This window comes from Pseudomonas sp. 1 (assembly GCF_056626735.1).
Map to the genome: position 1 here is coordinate 13,099 of NZ_JBWXMQ010000022.1, position 21,095 is coordinate 34,193.

Below are 21,095 nucleotides of genomic sequence, written 5' to 3' on the forward strand. Positions count from 1 at the left end.
TTAGACGCTATCCTTGGGGTGGGGATCGAAATCACCGCAAGGGAAGAGGGATGACATGCGTGTTGCAAGCTTGAAAGTAGAAAATTTTCGAGGGATTAGAACTGCAGAGATTCTTCTTCCTGATCATGCGGTGATCGTCGGCGACAACAACATTGGAAAGTCCACTCTTCTCGAGGCTATCGACCTTGTTCTGGGGCCGGAGCGCTTGTCACGTCGCCCGGTTATTGATGAACACGATTTCTACGCTAGCGAATACATTGGCCCAGAAGGGCAACCTGTCCCTATTAGCATTGAGCTCGTGATTACTGGGTTGAATGCCGACCAGGAAATGCGCTTCAGAGACCATCTTGAATGGTGGGATAACGTGCACTCTGCGGTTATCGAGGGACCTCCCGCTCAGGGGACAGATGCCGAAGGTGTCCAGTCCTGCCTACGCGTTGGTTTCACCGGTGGATATGACGCCGAGGAAGATGATTTCATCGGCTCAACTTACTTCGCGTCTCCTGCAAAGCAAGACGGCACATTTGATGCCTTTCGCAACACCGACAAGCGGGAGTGTGGGTTCCTTTACCTTCGGACCGTGCGGACCGGAAGTCGAGCTTTAAGCCTAGAGCGGGGCTCGTTGCTCGACATCATTCTGAGGCTGCAGCAGGAAAAAAACTTCAAGATTTGGGAGGACTTGCTTGTAGAGCTTCGTGACCTTGAGGTTGCCGAAAAGCCGGAGCTAGGGATCAGCAACATCCTTTCAAGTGTGCAGGCCTCTATCAGGAACTACATGCCGTCAGATGGCGGTGCTGATCCCCACATGCGGGTATCTGACCTCACGAGAGAGTCCCTGCGTCGAACACTCACAGTGTTCATGGCCACTGGTGCTCAGCGTAGCGACGGCAGCGAACATGCCGCCCCGTTCCAACATCAGGGCACCGGAACGATAAACATGATGGTTTTGGCGCTGTTATCACTTATCGCAGAGCTGAAGCAGAACGTCATCTTTGCGATGGAGGAGCCAGAAATTGCCATCCCTCCCCATATCCAAAAACGCATCATTAATGGCGTCCGGGGTAAGTCAGCTCAAGCCCTGTTCACGTCGCACTCTCCGTACGTTCTTGAAGAGTTCAGCCCACAGCAGATCGTCGTAGTTAGTCGGGAGGAAGGGCATCTGCAGGCACGCGCGGCCGGGATGCCACCTGGCATCAAAGCCAAGCTCTATAGGCAAGATATCCGGCAGCGGGTTTGTGAAGCGTTGCTCGCACGGCGTGTGCTTCTTGCAGAGGGACGCACTGAATACGATGCCTGGCCCGCAGTGGCTCGCATGCTCCACAAGGAAGATCCTGACCGATTCATGCCTTTAGAGGCTTTAGGGATCCCCATCCTGGATGCCGGTAGCGACTCCCAGATAGCTGCTATGGGGGCTTACTATCGTGGCTTAGGTAAAACAGTGTACGCAGTCTTCGATCAACAAGAGCCGGCACAACGGCAGGCTATTACTGAGTCGGTCGACTTCCCTTACGAGGCTCCCGAAACTGGGTTTGAGAATGTCGTTCTCAACGGAACCGATGTGGCTCTTCTTCGCAAGTATGCTGCCGATCTGGTCGCCAGTGAATCTTGGCCAACAGATCTCAGAGAAAGGGCACCAACAAATCAAACCACCGTTGACGAGCTAAAGGCGGTATTGAGCGTGCTGCTGAAACGTTGGAAAGGTGATGGAGCCGCTGCAGCGTTACTTTGCACTGCCACCAATCAGGGCCAGTTGCCTATGTTCATTGTAGACACGTTGGCCAGAATCTGTGCGTCGGTCATTCCTCCAAAGCCAGCTGCCCCAGCTCTCCTGGATGATGTTCTTGATTTGATCTAGGAGCGGCAATGTTAGAGCTAGACGACACTCGTAACACGGTTATCCGCTGTCCAAGACACATGCTTGTCCTTGGAGGACCTGGGTCAGGAAAAACCACCGTAGCCCTACTAAAAGCGGAAGAGCTGATCGGCGGGCAGCAATTGAAAACCGGCCAGCGGGTGCTTTTTCTCAGCTTCGCCAGGGCAACCGTCGCGAGGGTTGCCGAACATGCGGGAAAGCTTTTGCCGGCGTTAGAGCGCGGCAAGCTTGAGGTCAATACCTACCATGGTTTCACCTGGGGGCTACTACGCAGCCACGGGTATCTGTTGCGTGCAGGTAGCCCGATAACTCTTCTACCCCCACCAGAAGCGGCATCTCGGTTGTCCAGCCTTCCCGAGGATCAGCGAGAGGCCGAGAAGCAACGTCTGCTGGCAGAGGATGGGTTGCTTCATTTCGACCTTTTCGCGAGCAACGCAGCCCTGCTGCTTGAGAGCAGTAAAGCGCTGCAGCGCATCTACGGATCAAGCTATCCCCTGATCATCTTGGATGAGTTCCAAGACACAAACGAAGATGAGTGGCGGTTCATACGCGCACTTGCGCCGCACAGCCAAGTCATGGCGCTAGCTGATCCTGAGCAACGTATTTATGAGTTCCGCGGAGCGAATGCGGCCCGGATACAGGAATACCAAGATGCTTTCAATCCGGCCGTTTTCAACTTTGGATTAGAGAACCACCGAAGCAACGGAACGGACATCGTGCAGTTCGGAAACGACTTAATGAATGGGGTGAATAAGGGCAAGGCGTACAATAATGTCGCGGTGCAAACGTATACACCCCGCAAAGGCCAGCTGCACCTGGACTTCAAGAGGGTGGTGCTCGGCATCATACGCCGCTTGTTCAAGGGCGGTAGAAATTGGTCCTTGACCATCTTGGTACCGAGCAAAGACTTCATGGCAGAGGTATCCGCTTACCTCTCCAGCGACGCTGATGAGCTACCACGCATTCCCCATGACGTGGCGTTCGACCAAGAAGCTGCTGCCCTGGCCGCTGTGACTATTGCGGCGCTCCTAGAGGGGGGGGCGCACGCTGAATTGATCACATTGAAACTACTTGGGAATCTGTGTGCCCACGTTCGTGGCCGGCGAGGTGAAAAAAAACCAAGCAAGCCAAACTTAGATCTTGTCGACGCGATAGACGGTGTGGCTGCAGGGCAGGAGCTGAAGAAAATTGCCCATAAAAGGGTGTTGGCGGCTGCACAGGAAATCTCGCAGCAGCGTATGCAGCTAGAACTGTCAGGCGATCCTGCTGCCGACTGGATTGCCGTGCGCAAGCTTTTGGATGACAGTGCCTGCGCTGAAATCAAACAGATCGCAGCTGATGGTCGCTTTGTTCGATTACTCGGTAAAGGAACTCTGTTGCGTGGCCGTCTAGGGGAAGTTTGGAGGAGCACGCAGAGCTATATTGGTGCCGAGAGCTTCGTTCGAGATGCACTCCTGCAGGAGCATTTTCAAGCTGCGACAAAGGAGTGGAAAGGTATCCACCTGATGACTATGCATAAGTCGAAAGGCAAGGAGTTCACCGAAGTCCTTCTTTACGAAGGGCTGATGAAAGGCCGATACCTGACTGACAAACCCTCCGCTGAGCGCGAAAGGCAAGCCCGCTTGACTATGAGAGTAGCCGTAACTCGAGCGATGCAGCGAGCAACAATTCTGACTCCAAAAGGACGGCGAAGAAGCCATTTGCTCTAAGTAATGCGTCGATTGTCATGACCTATAATTACTGGTTTAAGCTAGGTCATTTAAAAGAGATGTAGGCCTAGTCAGCCACAGTAAGGCATAGCTGGACATCAGTGCCGAGGAGGCGATGATAGGTAGTGGAGAAAGCGCATTCCTGCCCAGAGACCCTACTGGCGTCGAGGAGGATTACGTTCCCTGTTTTCGTTAGCATCTTAGAGTGTCCGTTTTTGGCCGATTCTGTTGAAAAAGTCGGATTTTCAGTTCGCCTGAACTCAGGCACGGCCATCAGCGGAGAACCGACCCACCACATTGAGTGGTTTTTCGACCCTTCGTTGACCTTTGCTGCTCTGTTAGTGGGTTGGTTTGAGGTTTTTTGCTTAGTGCAGACGCACCTATCCCGTGACCGGTGGCCCTTGAGAGGTAAATTTGGCCAGCCGTCGCAGGTTTTGTACCGCAGCGGCCAGCGTGAACTCATCAGTCGCGCCACCATGCCACGTAGTCTCAGGCGATCCAGTTTCAGGATGCGCTTGAGGTGGGCAAACAACATTTCGACCTTTTTACGTTCGTGGCGAGAGCGCACGTACTGCGCCGTCGCTGCGATGCGTCGTGCCACATCACGAGCGGCTTCATGGACGCTGCGAGCGATCTTGCGGAACGCAGTATTCGGGCAGCACTTGGCTTTCATCGGACAGGCAACGCAGTCGGTCTGCCGAGATCGGAAGATGATGGTGGCTTTCGTGACGTGCGAGCGCTCGTTCTTGAAGGCTCGCCATTCGCTGCGTAATGCGTTGCCTGCCGGGGAGAGGTATTCCTCAGCCTCTTCATTCCAATGGAAATCGTTGCTCGAGAAACTGTTGTTCTTACGCTCGGGTTTGTCCCACACCCGCACATGCGGCTCGATGTCTTTTTCCTCCACCATCCAGGCCTGCATCCATGCAGCGACGCAGCACTTCATTGAACAACCAGCGAAACAGATCGCTGTCCCGGAAACGGCCGTGTCGGTTCTTGGAAAAGGTCGAGTGGTTGGGAACTTCATCTTCAAGGCTCAGCCGGCAGAACCAGCGATACGCCAGGTTCAAATGAACCTCTTCGCACAACCGCCGCTCTGAGCGAATGCCGTAGCAATAGCCGACGATCAGCATGCGGATCATCAGTTCGGGATCAATCGACGGACGCCCAATCGGGCTATAGAAATCAGCGAGGTGATGGCGCAGGTCGCTCAGATCGAGACACTGATCAATGCTGCGCAGAAGGTGATTGGCGAGGATGTGATCTTCAAGGTTGAACGAGTAAAACAGCCGCTCCTGCCCACTCGATAACTGTCCCATCATGCTGCGTGCTTCCCTGCTGGCCGATGCGAAGATTTTGCCGCAGGCCAGACAGGGGAGCTACTTTTTCAACAGAATCTGCCGATTGCTAACGCTCACAAAAACCAGCTAACGGCCGATAGTGAACGTAAGTGTTTAGGCGTCTCTCTAAAACTAAAAGAAAGACCAAAGGCCACCTGTCAGGGACAGGTGGCTGGGACTGTTGGTTTACGGTGTGGATTTCAGTGAATGAACTTCATTGCGGCAATCAAAATGCCGATAGTAGCTGAGAGCATTACACCCATTCGGATCGTGAGCTTTATTTCAAGCTGAGCAAGCTCTGCCCGTAGTAGCGCTACGTCTGATTTGGTTGCAAGTAATGTCTGCAAGTCTGTCTCCAATGCTTCGATGACTGCGTTGGCTTTCGGCTCGGGCACGTTGATTGACATCAGTGCTTGATACAGAGCCAGATCCATTTTCATTAAGGCCTCCAAAAAACTAAAAAGGCCTATCCCCACGACGGGGTTAGGCCCGTCGTGGGTGGGAAAATCAGTACTTCCTTCGACCTTTAGGTCGACTGTTCGCGCTTCCGGAAGCGATGCGAACATTGGGAGGATCCTGCGGATAACCGCAGCGCCGTCTGTAAGATCCTGGCGGCTGGCATGTAGCTGAACCTGTCAGCAAGACACAACGCTAAATTGCGATGCTGGGTGGTTTCTGTCAATCCGCAAACCGGTTACCGAGTGTTTCCTATTGTTGGCCTCGGTTTCTTTCTTGGTATCTGATCAACGACTTTGAGATACGGGTTGTTCAGGGCCAGATCGTTCATCAATCCGCCGTGTTCGTTGAGCAGATAACCATGCAGGTATTGGGTTTTGCGTGCGCCGCTCACCTCGCATATCCAGATGTTCAGGCCGTTCGGTTGTTTACGGTGCAGCCTCAACTCCTCAAAGCGTTTCTGTATCCATTGCCAGTCTTGAAGGCTCTCTTTTTTGGCGATCCAGGCTAGCTGTGGGTGCTCTTGACCGTATCTCTGGAAGAGCCCAGGCGTGACCAGGAACATTGTGTCGCCGACGGTGTGAACCAAGGCTTTCTTGTCATTGATGATGATGCGGTGGGAGCGCACGCCTAGAGTGAGCCAGTCCATGAAGTGCTTGCCGGAGAATTCAATGGCTCCTTCGACTGATGACGATATAGCCAACTCAGGTTCCTGGAATGGCACTGTCTCGAAATCTTCCGGGAGGGTAGGAGGCCCGCCGAACAGATCCATCAGAAGGTCGAGGGAGTCTGGTACCGGCGGAGCGTCCGCGCGTGGCAATGGGCCAAACGAATCATGGCTTGAAGTTGCTTTTTCTGATGCATTTCCCCTCGCTAAGCATGATGTGTTCAAGGGAGGGCCTGGGGCGATTGGCGGTTGCTTTGTGGTATCGACAATAACCGTGCCGGAGAAGGCTGCTGGGCGTGCTGCAGCATCCCAGATCAATGCGGGAGACAGCTTCAGAAAAGTGAAGCTGTGGGACCAGCCTGTTTCACTTGTCACAGTTGCGTTCCATATTGCCTTGCCGTCGGAACTGGGTAGCGCGATGCCGTGCTCCTGCAGGACGTTGAACACGGCGATGTTACTTTCTGGTATGCCTTCGACTCCTTGTGAGAGCAGGTGAGCACGAAGCTTGTCAGAGACAGTTTTGCTAACCAGCCACAAGGCTTCTTGGGTGAGCCAGCCATCAGAGGCCTGGGGTTGGTTGAGTTTCAGCTCTGAGCCGAGTAGGTAGCGCAAACCTTCCAACAGCTTGCGTTGTAATGCGTGCTTAGGGGCGGACATTGCTTTGGCAGGATCACCGCCGAGTGCTTGGGCTACGGAGGCTTGGTCTGCTTGCGTGATAAGTGTGCCGAGTTCGCCGGCGTGTTCGCTTTGGCCTGCCAAGCTGAATATCAGAGACGTCCATAACTCTGGGAAGGTGCAGAGCCAATCCAGAATCTCTCGATTCAGTAGCTGATGGATCAGTAGCCCCGATGCCGCGCTGTGCAGTCGGTATTGCCGGTCTTTCCGATATCGAAAACGATAGGGGCTTGTGAGGGGGCCATGCCATGGGTGCCAGGTTTTACTATCTGCATATTCGACATGCACATCCACGGCGATCTTTCCAAGATCATGGCCAAGGCCTGCGTAGGCGAGTGCAGCGGTCCATGCCTCTGCCTGAGCGATCTGTACTTCTGGTTGGGCGCTTGAAGGAAGCAGATGCGATTGCCGAAGTTTCAGAGCATAGGCGATGACCTCAAGGCCATGGTCCAGCATTCCTCCAAGGTAGGCATGGTGGTGGCTTTCCGATGCGGGAAGCAATTGGACCAACTCCGCGTACCGGCTGATGGGATCGAGGTAGAGCTTTTCAAATTGAGCGCGTGAGAGGGCGGTACGCTGCCAGATCTGCTCCAGCAATTTCTGTCGTCGGGGGGTATCCAAGAGCGTCTTAACAGATTGAGGAGCGGTTAATCCTACTGAGGATGTTGGCTTGGCTGGAGCAGCAGAAGTGGATGCAGGTCGAGTCTTGCGAAGGAACAGCGAGAACATGATGGGTCCTGTCGATTGGCTTGTAGGAAGGCCTTTTCTGTTTGTTGGGTAGGGCCTTTCCTCTTCGGCTCCATTCCCTTGGTTTGGTCCCTTTTTCCATTTACCTTTTCAGGCTACGGCGGGACGTTGGGCTATCGGCTCTATGAGCCAGGTGCCGAGTGACCGCCTTTTTACCGGTTGAAACTTTCATGGATCGAGAGGTGGGGACGATGACCATAAGCGAGCAACCTACTAAGTTTTCCAAATTCGGTGAGTGGCTTGGTGGAGGCTTTAGAAGCTATCTAAAGTTTGGAAAAAGAATCTCTGATTGGCTCTCAGAAAAAGGGATGCCAAGCGCTGTGATTGATTGCTTAAAATGGACGAGTCACATTGGTCTCCTTCTCCTGGTACTTTGCTTAGGCCTCCTGATCTTGGCTATCAGTGGCCTTATTTTTTTAGCGGTTAGGAACTTCAATCGCGTTAGCCAAGAGCCTGGAGAGTGGGTTGTTGGCGATCAAATGAAGCATCGGGATAGCGGATTCTATGATCCGATTAACTATTCTGATCCCGATGATCCACGGTTCGATGAGCGTTGAGTTGCTGTTTCAAGCTCACTTGAACAGTCTGAACCCTGTATCTACGCCCTTTGAACCTGATTGGCCGGCAGCACTGGTGGCCTCTCCTAGACCGTGCAGGGCTCCGCCTACTCGCAGTCCTACCCAAGTTAAAGATGCAACCCAGAATGTAGGCAAAACAATGAATAAGCTGCCCATTACATAATTCAACAGCATGTCTCCAAATGAGTTGTTCGCCCCGAGCAGTACGTTGAAGTTGCTGTGGGGAGAGTGCCAGCCGTACAGAGCATCGAGGATGGTGCTGTCGAGCCAGCGTGCGAGTTGAAACCAGAAGTCGACGAAGAACAACGCGAACTGAACGCAGCTGATGGTCATGAGGGCTTTGAGGTCGTAGGTACCGACGACCAGGATGAGTGGGATGCAGATGGTCAGTGCCATTTTGAGGAATGACAGCACCATGGGGAGTGCTTGGCGCACGACATCCATGGCAGGAAAGTAGGCGAGCGATCCCATCGTCAGACCCAGGTCTGACGCGGCGCGGGCCGCTATGTTCGATGCAGACATGTCGATCTGGCCGGCATAGCTTGAGTAAACCTGGCCTTGGTTCAGCGTTTGTTGACGTGGAGATACGACCGATCGAACGATCGCGTCCTCAGCCTGCTGCATGTTCAGAAAGCGTGCCCATTGGTTGATACGAAAGAGCAGGTTCGGATCGACCTGCTTCAGCAGCCGGGTACGCAAGCCATAGCTTCCATCTGTCCACCACTGCTTACACGTCGGGTAGCCTCCGCCGGCGGGCACTTTCGTTAGGCCCGCATCTCGCACGGGATTGAATGGCCAGGAGGTGCGGGGCGTTTTTGAATGATAGGCATCATAGTAACCGCTGGTGTTGAGCAGATGGCTTGAGCCAATCCAGTTGATGTCATCCAATTGGCTGTCACTGAGTGCTGGACGGTTCATGAAAAGCTTGGCACGGGCGGGGCCGTAGCAGTCCTGACTGAAGTCGGCAACTTCTTGAGCCAGTATTGGATCGTCGATTCGGGCAGCATCGATGTCGATTCGGATCTGTCGCAGGTCAGTACCGCAGGGGATAGCTGCCGTTGCTCCGCCGGTGAGAGCCTTGGACAGCGAGTGCATGAAGAACCACCAAACCGGGACTTTTGCGCTTTGATTGTTGAGCGTCGTGAAAGTGTTGGACCAGCGAGTTTCTTGCGGGGTGGCCACATCGACCTGGCACTGCGTCGAACGCGTGGTGTTGAACTCGATCGTGTCGAGGTCAACATCAATGAAAGGTACGCCTGCGAACATGATCACTGCGACGGCCACCCACACGCGGTTCTCAATCCTGAGTGAAGACAACACACCTTTGTTGCCTTCATCGGCGCCCTCGCTTCGGGCTCTGAGCCATTCCTGAACAATGATCACCAGGAACGGCAACGTGAACACACCGCTGGCAACCAGCATCTCCCAGATGCCGTTATTCACGATCCATCCGACGAGGGTCAGGTAGTACTCTAGGTAGTCGTTCGTGTAGAGCGTCATGAGATCGTCCTTGCTCGTCAGTTCGTTCGGAAGGTCAGCAATTCAAGAAGGGCGAGCACGGCGATTGCAGCGACTTCCGCGTACAACAGCCGCTGATTCTGATAAGGGCTGAAGCCACGCTTCACCAAGCTCAAACGCATCCGATACCAGCCATAAACTGTGAGTGCGTAAAGGGGCATTCGCCACGCCAGAAGCGCGGCTTGGTTTGAGCGCATCCAAGTATTCCATTCCTTGATGTTGCCCATGCCATCAACGGCAATCAGTCCAAGAATGATGACGGCGAGGCTGAGCACCACGCCCCAAAAAAGAACAAGGGCAAAAAGGGTTCGGGTGAAAGGAGGGCGGCTCATCGTTGCTGACCCTCTGGTACGGCTCGCTGGATCAGATCCAGACGATTACGCACGGGGTCACCCTGAAAGATGCCACGCGATCCGGCAGCCCTGTTGGCCTGGCGTTGAATCAACATCAAGGGTGAGTTGCCGGCGAGCGTTTGTCGCAGCTCAAGTTCGGTTTTGAGGCTGTTGATTTCCTGAGTCAGGAGGCTGCTTTCGGTACTGATTGCTTGCTGAGCCAGTTCATTGGATGCCACGTTCGGCTCCTTGCGTCCAGTCAGCAGTGTGCGCTGCAACAGCAGTGCTTTCTCCAGCACGCTCGACAGAGCGACTTCTGAGGCCAGTCGCTGAGCCAGCAATTCTTGATCCGGTTCATCGCGCAGCGCCTCGATGACTCCCCGAGTAACGGTGAGCGATTGGCTGCTGGCTTCAAGAAGATTTTCAGTTGTGGTGGCTTTGTTGCCTTTGATCAGTGCGTCGAGGGCTTGTAGCTTGGCCTCGAATTCTTCCTGAATGAGTGGAGTCAGTCCGACACCGGGTTTGGATTGTGTTTTGGTGCAGTGATCGCAGGTCTGGTGTTCACGCTCACCCAAGACTCTTGTTGCCCAAGCCTCAGCCTCCTGTGGACTGGACCACGTCTGACAACTCAGACGGTTGCCGCAGGTGCTTTTGGGGATAGCAGATCGATCATTGACATCTCGGCCATTGAGTAGGTTGTAGCCCGATCGGGTTACATCGGACATGACTCTGATTGGAGCTTGGCCTGAACCGCCGGCCGAACGCCCTCCGACCCAAGGAACGCCTTGATTGCCGCGACGAGTCTCGGCTTGTTCGATGGCGGCTACGGCATCTTTGCTTGCTACAGTTTTGGAGAGCGCGACCCCTTCTGCCAATTGGCCCCATTCCAGTTGGCCGCCGACAATGTTGGCCATGCGATCGGCGATCGCTTTGCAGGTGGACTTGGAGCGATCGAAGTCGAGGCGCGCTTGCAGAATGCCATTGGTAAGCAGGTTGTAGAGCCCGGGATCGGCGCGCTGAATAATCAGGGCAGGGAGTGAGGCCACTGCGCCTGTAGCATTCTGGATCACGTTGCTCATGATCGACTTGAACCCTTGTGTGGCACCGTTAAGTTGATTTTGTATTGTGGTGTTTAGGTTCATGTCTCCACAGATCAGGTTGGTATCCCAAGCGGCCCCTACGCTGATGCTGTCCATGCTGGCTGCACCACCCATGGACACTGCACGGCCACCGCCAATGCTATAGAGCACGTCATCACCAATGACTGTGCCACTGTGATGGACCCCGTCTTTGTTGATCTGGGTCTGCGCTGCATGAGTGGGTGCATGAGTTGCGAGCAGGGCGGCTACAAACAAGTTCGGTAATGCGCATCGGAAGAGGGTCGAAGCGTGCTTTTGTGAAGGTCTCATTGCTCTGCTCCACTCACGTCGGTACTGCCTAGAAAGGTTTGGCCCTTACGCTCGCAGCAGGTATAGGGGCGCCAAAGGGCCCACGCGTAGTCGCCTCTCGGAGATTGTGCGTGTGGTCCGGTATTCGGAAACGTCACGCAGGTTTTAGATTGGGTGGGAGTCAGTTCCTGCCATTTGCCGGTTTGAGGCTCACTTTCCTTAAGTGGGCCAGCAGGCCAATAGCCAGGCTGAGTTGTAGCAAGCAGTGGTTGGTAAACGTGGATTTGTCCGCGGCGTGTAACGATGTCGCCGGCACGTTGAGCAACCACCGCAGCGCATTTGTGATCGTCAACACCGTGCAGGAAACCACCGCGTGGATATATCGATCCCCACAGATTTCCTTTAGGGCGGCTACCGATCTCACGCATGCCTGGAGTGAGAGCTTCCGGAAATACGGCTTCAGGAACATTGTATCGCCAGGCTAGGGTGTCCATCGTGCTGAGGAAGTAGGGCATGAGTATTTGCCCAGCGCCCTTGCAGCCGTAGCCGGACTGACCGACGAACTGACTTAAGACTGCGCCACCTGGATGGCCGATCACATCAGCATTCTTGAATTTGGCGAGATCGTTCTCGGCTGCAATGCCAGCGCTACCGTCACCACCGCTCCGGGCCTTTGAATTGGCCGGACTCATCATGCGTACTTCAGCCCACGGGTTTTCACCTGTATTGACGTAGCTCGAAACCACTGCATCAGGGACGTAATGGCGGATTTTGGAGGACTCTTCAACGTCGCAGCCGAGGTTGGTGCAACGCAGCCAGTAGCAGACGCCTACCACGCTGTAAGCGATGCAGTCAGGGGATAGACTTGAAGAAACGATTTCCGCAGTTCCGATGGCAAGGGCTGGAGTCGGTAGTCCTACTGCTGTGGCAATGGTTATGAGTTGAAAACTCAGGGAATGACGTTGATGCATAGTTTGATCCTGCGCATGGTTAGGGGCGCAGTGAACCAGTGAGGTTGCAGACTGACCTTCTTCAATCCGATTCGGGCTTTCACCTTATTGGCAGGCTGGTCAGTTGAAAAAAAAGCGCCCGCTGGGCGCTTTATGAGTGGTTGAGCTTCAGCAGATTAAAGCAACCCAGCCGTAGCAAATGAGTAAGGCTCTCCCTGACCGATGATGAAATGATCGAGGAGCCGCACATCCACATGCGAGAGAACCATCCGAAGGTGCTTAGTAAGAGATATATCGCTCTCACTGGGAGTGACAACACCCGAAGGGTGGTTGTGCGCCAGGATCACGGCAGAGCTGTTATGTTCCAATGCTCTCTGCAGGATTATCCTTGGATGTGCCGATGTGGTGTCTATGGTTCCAAAGAACAATGGCTCATACGCGAGTATGCGATGACTTGAGTCGAGAAAAATGCAACTGAAAACCTCTCTGATTTCCTGTGCAAGCTGAAGTCTCAGGTAGTTCTGAACATCCAAAGGCATCGTTAGATGAGGGCCTCGTTTGAACATCCGTTCTTCCAATATTGAAATGGCTTTCTGGATGCTCAGATCCTCCTGATCGCGTGCGTTGAATTCAGTTTGGAGGACTGGGGTTGGTGGGACGCTTGTTTCCATAGGAGTCTCCATTGACGAAGGGGAGGCTCCAGCCCTTTGGGGAGGAACCCCAAGGGAATGTTGGAAAGGAAGGCTCGGCGGTGGAGCTGGTTACGAGGTTGGATCCATACAGTTTCGCTGTATCGTGACCTCAAAGACCTTGGTCACCTGGGTTTGCTGCTGAACTTGAGCAGTAGGTAGTGCAAGTAACATTCTGGAGAGGCTTCGATTTCAAGTCAGTCTGGAATGCGGACGAACGACTCTCCCTATTTGAAACAGATCTCGCTCAGTGGTGGTACCCACTCGAGTGATAATGTTTTATAGTCATTTGACAGAGAAAACCAATCATTTGACGGAGGTCTTGATGGTCACTGCAACTACGGCCCTGCGATCTACCAAAAAACAGAATGATCTTCGTGAGGAGGGTGTCGAGGCGTTTTGGAGTTTCAGTACGAATCGAGATTCACTCAGGGATTCGGAGCGTCTTGAACAAATCAAGGAAGGGTTCTCCGCAGCATTAGTTCAAGGCTTGCGAGCGGCATTCTGCCTGCACGAGCGAAGCGTCGAGATTCTGATGAATGCATCGACCTCTACGCTTGATAGAAGACGCCGTGAGCATAAAAAACTCGATTCTGTTGCTTCTGAGCGTCTTGATCGTATTGCAGCAGTCTGCGGACTGGCTGAAGAAGTGTTCGAGAGTCGTGAAGCTGCGGCGCAGTGGATGTCAACGCCAAACAAAGCACTTGGTGGGGATGCTCCAGTCATGCTTTGCGAAACTGAGATTGGAGCCAAGCAGGTTCGTCGCGTCCTTCATGCCTTGGAGTGGGGAGGCGCAGCCTGATGCGGGCATGGAGGATTGCTAAGGCAAAGCGTGCAATGGATCTTTCTGGGAAAGGGGCTGCAATTGAAGGCGGTCGTTGGAATGATCAGGATTTGCCTGCGGTTTATATGGGACTGACCCCTGCAATTTGCTGCCTGGAAACCTTTGTGCATGCATCTGGCGAACCCACGATGCCGATGAAAATCACCTGTTTCGAGCTACCTGAGGATCCATCGCTCTATTTCGAGCCTGACCCTCTGATGCTACCGGATGGATGGGCCAGTCTTCCCGCAGATCGTCCCAGTATGGATTTCGGTTCCAGTTGGCTGAAAGCAAACACACATTTAGGTTTGATTGTACCTTCTGCGGTCCTAGTGCTTGAGAGAAATATCGTGGTCAATCCCAATCATCCTGCTATGAGCCAGATCAAAGTAGTTGATGTGTTTGATTTTATTTATGATGCGCGGATGTTTAAATAGGCGGCGAGAAGTGCTCATGGTTTGCTTTATTATATAGAGCAACTAACGCCAGATTGTTCGCCAGATGCCTGGACAGTGTTTGGCAGTGCGTGCAAGGCTGAATATCGTAGGGATAATCCGAGTAGCTGCAATAGTGAGCCTCGGCAGTCGAAAAACAACGATCATTCTAAAATGTGTCATTTTGGAAGGGCCGTAATTAATAGCAGGTTTGTTAAAGCGGTAAATAATTGATAATCGCGGCCGTAAAGCTTGAAATTTAAATAAATATTAAATATTAAATATGTTATTCGTATCTAAGTGGTTCAATGCCGCGAGTACGATCAATATTCTCGGCCATTTGAATGGCTGCATCCAACTCGTTGATGCCATGCTCCTGCATGAGCTTGAACCGAGCTGCTTTCTCCTCTGGTTCGGTCATGGCCATGGCCAGGTATAAGCTTGGAGGGACAGCACGAAACAAGGCCTCCATTGATTTGGAGAGCACGACACCTTCACAATATTTACCCGACTCTTTCCTTGCCGACATCATCAAGGCTTTCTGCGCTGGATTGAGTTCGCGGAACCTTGCAATTTTCTCCACTTCATCTGGCGGCATACTCAGGCAGATCCACCACTCGATCATGTTCAACATGGGTTCAGCCGCCTTTGGCAGATCGTCCAGGTTTTGTGTCGCCAGCCAGAACCATGCACCGAGCTTTCGCCACATCTTGGTGATCTTGACCACGTAGGGAGCGAGTAGGGGGTTCTTGGTGATGATGTGACCTTCGTCCGTGACGTTGATGATGGGCCGTCCTAAAAACTGATCCCGCTCAGCGATGTTGTTCACGGTATTGAGCAGCGATAGATACGCGATCGAGAGTTGGGCGTTGTAGCCTTCGCGTGCGAACGTGGCCAAGTCGACGATTGTGATGTCGGCTTCCGGCCATGGTGTGCCTGTGCGGTTGAAGAGTTCACCATCCAGGCCTTGGCAGAAGAGATCCATTGCTTCAGCCATCTCCAGCACGCGGGTACGCCGGCCCTCTGGCAGTGCTGTATCAGAACCACGGGCTCGCAATGCATCTCTGACATCTTGCGTCAGGACAGTTCGGTCATGATAGGCACAGCGCTGAGCGGCATCCAGAATGCTCTGTCGAATCAAGCTGCGATCGGCACGGGTCAGCCTTGCTTCTTCTTTTTCCTCGCCTCCTGTGATCATCAGGCGCGCGGTAATCTCCAGCTCACCTAAAACGTCGCGTTGCTCGTCGCCCTCATAGGTCTTCGCTGTCTCGTCTAACTGATCAGCGTCCAGTGTCTCAATTTGCTCCGGTGTTTCGACCAAGCGGCGAGCATCTGCAAATGGGGCCAAACTCACACCGGCGCCTGGCGACAACTTCACATGGTGAACTGCTAGCCCCAAACGCTTGGCGAATTGCGCAAATAGACCGAAGGAATTGCCGGCCTCGACGATGAACAGTCGAGGCCGGTAGATCGCCGTGATCTGGTTGAGGATGTTATTGAGTGTTGCGGATTTGCCTGAGCCAGTGGGGCCGAACAGAAAGAGGTGCGCGTTCATCTGTCGATCCAACCGGTTCAGCGGATCGAAGGAGAGGGGGCCACCACCGCGATTGAAGAACGTAATGCCCGGATGCCCCGTACCCTGACTTCTTCCCCAGACCGGTGCGAGATTGGCAGCGTGCTGAGCAAACATCAGTTGGCTGTACCACTGGCGTTTGTCCTTTGCTGGATCAAAAACACACGGCAACCAACGCAGGTAGCTATTCAGCGGCGCAACTTCGTCATCTTCACGCACAGGCTGCAAACCTGCATTCAACATCACGTTGGCCAATTGCATGCCGCGGGCGTCGAGCTCCTGCATGTCTTTACCACGCAGATAGAACGCCAGTGTTCCTCGGTAGAGTTTGTGCGAGCTTCCAATGATTGAACGGGCTTGAGAAACGTCCTGACGCGTTTGCTCTGAGTCTAGCGTTTCACCAACGGACTTCTTGCTCAGATGATTGAGATGGGCCTCCAGAACATCCTGAGGCGTCGCTATAAGCGTAAGGCACATCAACGTGTCTTCAGGCATCTGGTCGAAGTAGGTATTGATGGCGTCGCCTTTGCGCGTCTCACCGGTCAGGTGCCCGGTGTGAGGCGCATTTCGCAAACGATCCATCAGCATGACTCGGTGAGGCATGCCATCAAAGAACCAAACACCTTGTTCTGCATCAGAGCGTGGTTGGCTGAAGAACATCCTTTGTGCAAAGTCAATGCCGCTGGCCAGCTCGACTTCACCTGCTTCATTTTCTTCGGGGTAAGCGGTCAGCTGATAGAAGCGCTCCCGGTCCGTAGGGGATTCACCCAGCAGCGTTGGATTGGGGTTGAACCAACGTAACAGCCAGTTGTGGATGTCTGCTGCATCAAGACGCTGAGATTTGATCCCTGTACTGGTCAGCCCGGCCGTTAACCTTTCACACACCAGATCCAGGGCTTGTTCGGCTGTCTGCCCCCGTTTTATTGAGGCTGTATCGGTAGCTCGACGGTAGACGACCATACGCACCCGGCGGTTCTGACCTCGCCAAGGCAGGCGGGTGAGGGTGGTGTCCTCAAACAGACCACCGGGCTTGGCGATAGCATCTAAGTGATGCGCAAAAAAACGCAGATAGAAGTCGCTGAAGGCGGTGCCTTTTGCCCTAGGCTGAAAGTATTGGCGCAATGTCTGAAGGTAGCGATCCCAGTTGGTTTCGTCCTGAGCATAAAGCTGTACAACCCAAGGGTTGTTGTCTAGTTCTTCGAAACTATCTTGCAGAACATTTTCCAGAGCATCCCTTGCTTCAGTCAGCCATGCACTCTCGCGCCCTTCGGTACCAAGGGGCGTCAGCTCGAAAAAGGCGGCGACCGATTGGCCGTCTTCGAGCAACATGCAGCGGCTGTGCGGCAGATACTCCACCCATGGCAGTCGATCGGCGAAGGATGGGATGGTGCTGTAGAACACGTCGTCCTCTGTTTCGGTTACAGGTCTTCGGTGACCCACTCCGGGCTCGGGTACACCGCATTTCGCGAGCTTTGCGATGTATTGATGCCATACGTTGGACTCCTGCACATCAGGGGCTGGATCATTGCGTCTACGTCTGAAGAACCCGTTCATCAGTAATCCTCCAAACGTTCACCTGGCATGGCGTATTGCACACGCTGATGCAGTGGAAAAACGGTGCTGTAGCCAGGCACCGGCACAGCTTCTGTTCCAGCCCGGTGTGGAAATACGTACATGACCAAATCTGGATTGGGCAGCCGATGAAACTGACGCTGGATTTCTGTTTGAGCAGTTCGCGTATACGGCTCTGTTGTGGACGGCACTAACGGCTCAGTCAGTGCTCGTCTTAGCGCTTGCCTGGCATCCAGCAATTGCTGGCCAGCCAGCCCGTTTTGAGCACCACTGGTTTGCTGGTGCCAGACGTCCATCATCGTGTGGCCGTCATGGGTCAGCAGATCTTCGGTATTTGTTGCGCAGCCCGACAGGGTCGCAACGATCAAGCTTACGACGCTTGTTTCAATCCAGTTCCGTAGTGACATTGCGACCTCCAAGGGTGTGATCGACTTTGCGCCCTTGAGCGTCGTAATCGAAAGTGAGGGGTTGTTCGATGTGCACAGCCACCTGTGCACCAGGATCGACATAGACGGCGGCGAAGGCCTGGCCATAGAGTTTGTTAACCCACTGTGAGATGTCTTGCACGCCACTAGCCAAAAGTCGGTTCATAGCCTCACTTCCCGAAACACCCACAGTGCCCAGTGAACCGCTCTGGTTGCCGGCATAGACTGTGTTGTTACCGTTGGATTTGATCATTGAGGCGACCCCGACTCCGGCGGCGGTTATCAACGCCTGCGTCCCCAAATATTGCTGTGCGTTGCTCCGACGTTTGCCAGCTACGCAAGGTATCCCGTGCTTGTCGCTGATCCAGCCCAAGCCTTCTTGAGTTGCACCACTGTTGGACGAGTTTTGCTTGCTGTCTCGGGAGTCGTTGTCACTGTCGCCCGGCAACGTTCGAATGGTGCCGTCTTGGAACACGAATGTGATTGAACGGATTTGTCCTCTGACGCAGGAAAGCGTCCAGTCACCGGATGCCGTGCCGCTGACAACCGCTCCGGCGATCTCAGGCAAGTCGATGCCATTGGCAGTCAGGTTGTCTGCTCCAATCAGTACCTTGAACGGGTAGGGGTCATTGACGGTGCCATCGATGGGTATGCGTCCTATGAGCGCCGTCATTGCCACGGAACCCATCAGCGTTGCGTTGGGAGGTACCGTGTAAGTGGGCGTTGCATACGGTCGTTCCAAGCCATCTGAGGCTTGCGAAGCGATAGAGTCAGCCATCGCACCCAAAGTCTTTTGCGCAGGACCGAATTGAGTAGGGAAATGGATTCCCGTTTCGTTGGGGCCTGATGGATCTTGGGGTTTGGCATCTTCAGGCTCAACCCAGCGCATACCATTGCTGACACGCGCTCCATCACCATCTTCAAGGCCGAATCCCACAGGAACATCCATATCGGCACCTCGCTGTCCGAGGGTATCCAGTCGATGTTGAAGTTCTTGCAGCAAACTTTGGGTTTCAGTATTGCTGTCCGACTCGCCCTGTTCTTCATGTGCGCGCTGACGCTCCTGCTCAAGAGCGAGCTGGATACGTTGCTCCAGAGTTTCTTCAAACCGACGCAGTGACAATGGATCACCAGGTCGCTGATCCTCGTTTTGGACGTTACGCAACTCAGCACGAAGCTGGCGTACCTGTGCCACCAACGTGGCAACTGTATCGCTAGGGGTGTCACCTTCAAGACCGAGAGCCTTCATTTCCTCCGGGGTAAGTTGGCTTTCAATATCCACTGGCACGGAGGACGTCGATTTTCTGTCAGGTAACAATTTTACGAAGATGAGCAGCACAGCTAGGAGCAGCGGAACCATCAACCACTTGAGCAAACCATTACTTTTCATGGATTGGCTCCTGACCAGCAGGCATGTCGCTCCGCGGCAAATTGAGTGCGGCGTCGACCGGGCTGATAGTCGGCAGAAGTGACTGAGCCAAGCCGTGACCTCGAGTTGTGATGTAAACCACGGAAGTGTCCAAGCTCGAGCCCTTGGGCCCAAGATTGGTGTGCTGGAAGGTCGCTGTTACAAAGTCTCCTAGTAACTGCCGAGGATCCAGGTCAAGGGTCAGTTTGGTCTGGTTGCTCAAGCGGACGGCGGTCACCCAAAGATCCTCAAGACGCCAAGCCGCAAGTATTTTTGTGGTGACCGGCAAACTGGGTATGAGCAGATCAAGAGACAGATCAGTCGCAACATTGACTCTACGCACACCCGGCAAAGGTTCTACCGTTCTCAACGGGGCGTAGAGATTTTGAGCGGCGTAACGCGTCAACAGAACGGAAATAGGGGGTCGTTGTTTCGGGGCCTGATCGAGCGAAGGCCGTTCTGACGCATTGGACGGTGCTAGATGTTCGCGCTGTGGTGCTTCAATGATTCTGATGTCTTCCAGCTTTGGCTGTCCCGTGAGGGCGTCCTGCGCCACAATGTCGAGCAGAATCAGTTCCCCCGTAACGGCGTCCTGCAGCTGCAACCGGGTCGGCTCTATGGGCTCCTTAGCCAGTAGGTACACGGTTCCTGCTGCACTTTGTACCCGTAGTCGATCGCCCACTGCGGCGGGCACGCCCACGCGAACGTTGCGCTCGACGAAGACCACGCGCTCTTGGTCGACCTGTAACGGCACCGCCAAGGGCAGGCGCTCCCAGCGCATGACCTCGAGGGCTGAAGCCGTGGAGACGACAAGGGGGAGGGTAATTCCTGATAGCGCTGCAATCAGGGATCGTTTCATGAGGCATCTCCCAATGGGCTATCCGTTTTGCCAGACGCGGGTGAAGACATCGCGGGCATGACAATGCGTTGTGGAGCGCCGTCGTAGCAGTCCAGTGCCAGGCCAAAGGGATTCAGCTCAGGATCTATATCCAGACGTACGACCTTGATGGGGTATCGCACGAGAGCACGTTTGATATGTTCAGCGCCGTAGTACTCGTCTGCGTTGAGATCGAGGGTGACAAGCCAGTCTTGATCGGAGATCACTTTGACGCGGTTGGCCGGGTCGTCTCCGTAGCCTCGTCCAGGTATTTCGTAGACCCCACGAGTACGCTTTCTAAGTTCACCGGAACGCCGGCGTGAGTCATAGTCATGCTGAAAGAACGTACGACATTCAGGCGTCAGGTAAGCCGACAATGATTGAAGATTGCGGCTGTAATCTTCTTCACCATCCGTTGGCCAGCGGTTGAGCTGTTGGAATATGTAGAAAGTGAATGCGTAGACAGACTCAGGAGGGACTTCCCACCATTTGCGTGTACTTCCCGAACGCAAATCTGGAGGCACATGGATCGTGAGATCTCTGGGTGCACTCCACCATCCGGCACCAAGTCCCAGCGCTACGATGAGTATGCCTGCCGCCCCCAACCGTAACGTTCGCACATGAGATTGCAGGTGCAGAACCTCGTTCTTGAATCGGCTCATGCATCACCTCGGCGTACTGCCCAGAAACCGGTGCGGGTGATCAAGCTCCCTGCGCCGAGTTGACAGGCCAATGCGGGGCAATTCTGAGCGATCCTCCATTGGAGTTGTCGGTAGAGCCAGGTTTCGGGCTTGCCACGTTTATGGCGCCGAAGCAATCCGCCAACAATGAAAAGGCCAGCTGCAATCAAAACGACAATTGTGGTGGGTATGACTGCAAGGCTGCTGGTCAACCAGGCGAAAGGGATTCCGAGTCCCAAGCCCGCTATTGCAGACAGGCCGGTACAGATCCAAAGTTCGTCAGCGGTCAGTCCGCGGACAACAACGGGTTGTCGATTCAGTCGATGAGGTAGGAAGGAGATTGTGCCGTCAGCGGTATTTAGATGTGGGGTATCCATAGCGCAA

The 21,095-nt window shown here is 54.0% G+C and carries 18 protein-coding genes and 1 pseudogene; 5 read left to right on the forward strand and 14 right to left on the reverse strand.

Annotated features, from left to right (window positions below):
- Positions 1-55 precede the first annotated feature (55 nt).
- Both AC1MDC_RS25600 and AC1MDC_RS25605 read left to right on the forward strand, forming a co-directional pair.
- Positions 56-1,855: an ATP-dependent nuclease gene (locus AC1MDC_RS25600; protein ID WP_480393934.1), complete on the forward strand. Its 1,800-nt coding sequence runs from the start codon at positions 56-58 to the stop codon at positions 1,853-1,855.
- 8 nt (positions 1,856-1,863) lie between these two features.
- Complete coding sequence (locus AC1MDC_RS25605) at positions 1,864-3,582, forward strand: UvrD-helicase domain-containing protein (RefSeq protein ID WP_480393935.1); 1,719 nt, start codon at positions 1,864-1,866, stop codon at positions 3,580-3,582.
- A 380-nt stretch (positions 3,583-3,962) separates the two neighbouring features.
- Here the strand turns inward: AC1MDC_RS25605 and AC1MDC_RS25610 are convergent.
- The 3 genes and pseudogenes from AC1MDC_RS25610 to mobH all read right to left on the reverse strand — a co-directional run bounded on the left by AC1MDC_RS25610 (position 3,963) and on the right by mobH (position 7,446).
- A pseudogene (locus tag AC1MDC_RS25610) lies at positions 3,963-4,901 on the reverse strand (transposase).
- Positions 4,902-5,119: 218 nt separating this feature from the next.
- Positions 5,120-5,359, reverse strand: coding sequence for a hypothetical protein (locus AC1MDC_RS25615; protein WP_085702197.1), 240 nt, complete (start codon positions 5,357-5,359; stop codon positions 5,120-5,122).
- Between the two features lie 254 nt (positions 5,360-5,613).
- The gene (gene mobH / locus AC1MDC_RS25620) at positions 5,614-7,446 is read right to left on the reverse strand and encodes a MobH family relaxase (RefSeq protein WP_085702171.1); all 1,833 of its coding nucleotides are present in this window, start codon (positions 7,444-7,446) and stop codon (positions 5,614-5,616) included.
- 158 nt (positions 7,447-7,604) lie between these two features.
- Between mobH and AC1MDC_RS25625 the strand changes: the two genes are divergently transcribed.
- On the forward strand, positions 7,605-8,021 hold the full coding sequence (locus AC1MDC_RS25625) for a DUF3742 family protein (RefSeq protein WP_139834813.1): 417 nt from the start codon (positions 7,605-7,607) through the stop codon (positions 8,019-8,021).
- Positions 8,022-8,036: 15 nt separating this feature from the next.
- On the opposite strand, the gene AC1MDC_RS25630 is transcribed toward AC1MDC_RS25625, so the two are convergent.
- From AC1MDC_RS25630 to AC1MDC_RS25650, 5 genes are all read right to left on the reverse strand, one after another.
- Positions 8,037-9,542 (reverse strand): conjugal transfer protein TraG N-terminal domain-containing protein, encoded by a 1,506-nt coding sequence (locus tag AC1MDC_RS25630; protein WP_480393936.1) that lies wholly within the window; start codon positions 9,540-9,542, stop codon positions 8,037-8,039.
- Positions 9,543-9,559: 17 nt separating this feature from the next.
- Positions 9,560-9,892: a hypothetical protein gene (locus AC1MDC_RS25635; protein WP_480393937.1), complete on the reverse strand. Its 333-nt coding sequence runs from the start codon at positions 9,890-9,892 to the stop codon at positions 9,560-9,562.
- Positions 9,889-11,301: an integrating conjugative element protein gene (locus AC1MDC_RS25640; protein WP_480393938.1), complete on the reverse strand. Its 1,413-nt coding sequence runs from the start codon at positions 11,299-11,301 to the stop codon at positions 9,889-9,891. Before AC1MDC_RS25640 ends, AC1MDC_RS25635 begins: the two co-directional genes overlap by 4 nt.
- Complete coding sequence (locus AC1MDC_RS25645; protein WP_480393939.1) at positions 11,298-12,251, reverse strand: TIGR03756 family integrating conjugative element protein; 954 nt, start codon at positions 12,249-12,251, stop codon at positions 11,298-11,300. The genes AC1MDC_RS25640 and AC1MDC_RS25645 overlap by 4 nt, the downstream gene beginning before the upstream one ends.
- A 155-nt stretch (positions 12,252-12,406) precedes the next feature.
- Positions 12,407-12,901: a JAB domain-containing protein gene (locus AC1MDC_RS25650; protein ID WP_480393940.1), complete on the reverse strand. Its 495-nt coding sequence runs from the start codon at positions 12,899-12,901 to the stop codon at positions 12,407-12,409.
- A gap of 343 nt (positions 12,902-13,244) precedes the next feature.
- Between AC1MDC_RS25650 and parS the strand changes: the two genes are divergently transcribed.
- Positions 13,245-13,721: a type II RES/Xre toxin-antitoxin system antitoxin gene (gene parS, locus AC1MDC_RS25655; protein ID WP_480393941.1), complete on the forward strand. Its 477-nt coding sequence runs from the start codon at positions 13,245-13,247 to the stop codon at positions 13,719-13,721.
- Complete coding sequence (locus AC1MDC_RS25660) at positions 13,721-14,179, forward strand: RES family NAD+ phosphorylase (protein WP_480393942.1); 459 nt, start codon at positions 13,721-13,723, stop codon at positions 14,177-14,179. Before parS ends, AC1MDC_RS25660 begins: the two co-directional genes overlap by 1 nt.
- 283 nt (positions 14,180-14,462) lie before the next feature.
- On the opposite strand, the gene AC1MDC_RS25665 is transcribed toward AC1MDC_RS25660, so the two are convergent.
- The 6 genes from AC1MDC_RS25665 to AC1MDC_RS25690 are packed head-to-tail and all read right to left on the reverse strand — an operon-like array spanning position 14,463 to position 21,088.
- Entirely contained in the window at positions 14,463-17,303 is a 2,841-nt protein-coding gene (locus AC1MDC_RS25665; protein WP_480393943.1) for a conjugative transfer ATPase, read from the reverse strand.
- Positions 17,303-17,728, reverse strand: coding sequence for a TIGR03751 family conjugal transfer lipoprotein (locus tag AC1MDC_RS25670; RefSeq protein ID WP_480393944.1), 426 nt, complete (start codon positions 17,726-17,728; stop codon positions 17,303-17,305). Before AC1MDC_RS25670 ends, AC1MDC_RS25665 begins: the two co-directional genes overlap by 1 nt.
- Complete coding sequence (locus AC1MDC_RS25675) at positions 17,706-19,136, reverse strand: TIGR03752 family integrating conjugative element protein (protein ID WP_480393945.1); 1,431 nt, start codon at positions 19,134-19,136, stop codon at positions 17,706-17,708. Before AC1MDC_RS25675 ends, AC1MDC_RS25670 begins: the two co-directional genes overlap by 23 nt.
- Complete coding sequence (locus AC1MDC_RS25680) at positions 19,126-20,013, reverse strand: TIGR03749 family integrating conjugative element protein (RefSeq protein ID WP_480393946.1); 888 nt, start codon at positions 20,011-20,013, stop codon at positions 19,126-19,128. Before AC1MDC_RS25680 ends, AC1MDC_RS25675 begins: the two co-directional genes overlap by 11 nt.
- On the reverse strand, positions 20,010-20,693 hold the full coding sequence (locus tag AC1MDC_RS25685; RefSeq protein WP_480393947.1) for a PFL_4703 family integrating conjugative element protein: 684 nt from the start codon (positions 20,691-20,693) through the stop codon (positions 20,010-20,012). Before AC1MDC_RS25685 ends, AC1MDC_RS25680 begins: the two co-directional genes overlap by 4 nt.
- Positions 20,690-21,088, reverse strand: a complete 399-nt coding sequence (locus tag AC1MDC_RS25690; protein WP_480393948.1) for a TIGR03750 family conjugal transfer protein — start codon at positions 21,086-21,088, stop codon at positions 20,690-20,692. The genes AC1MDC_RS25685 and AC1MDC_RS25690 overlap by 4 nt, the downstream gene beginning before the upstream one ends.
- Positions 21,089-21,095 lie beyond the last annotated feature (7 nt).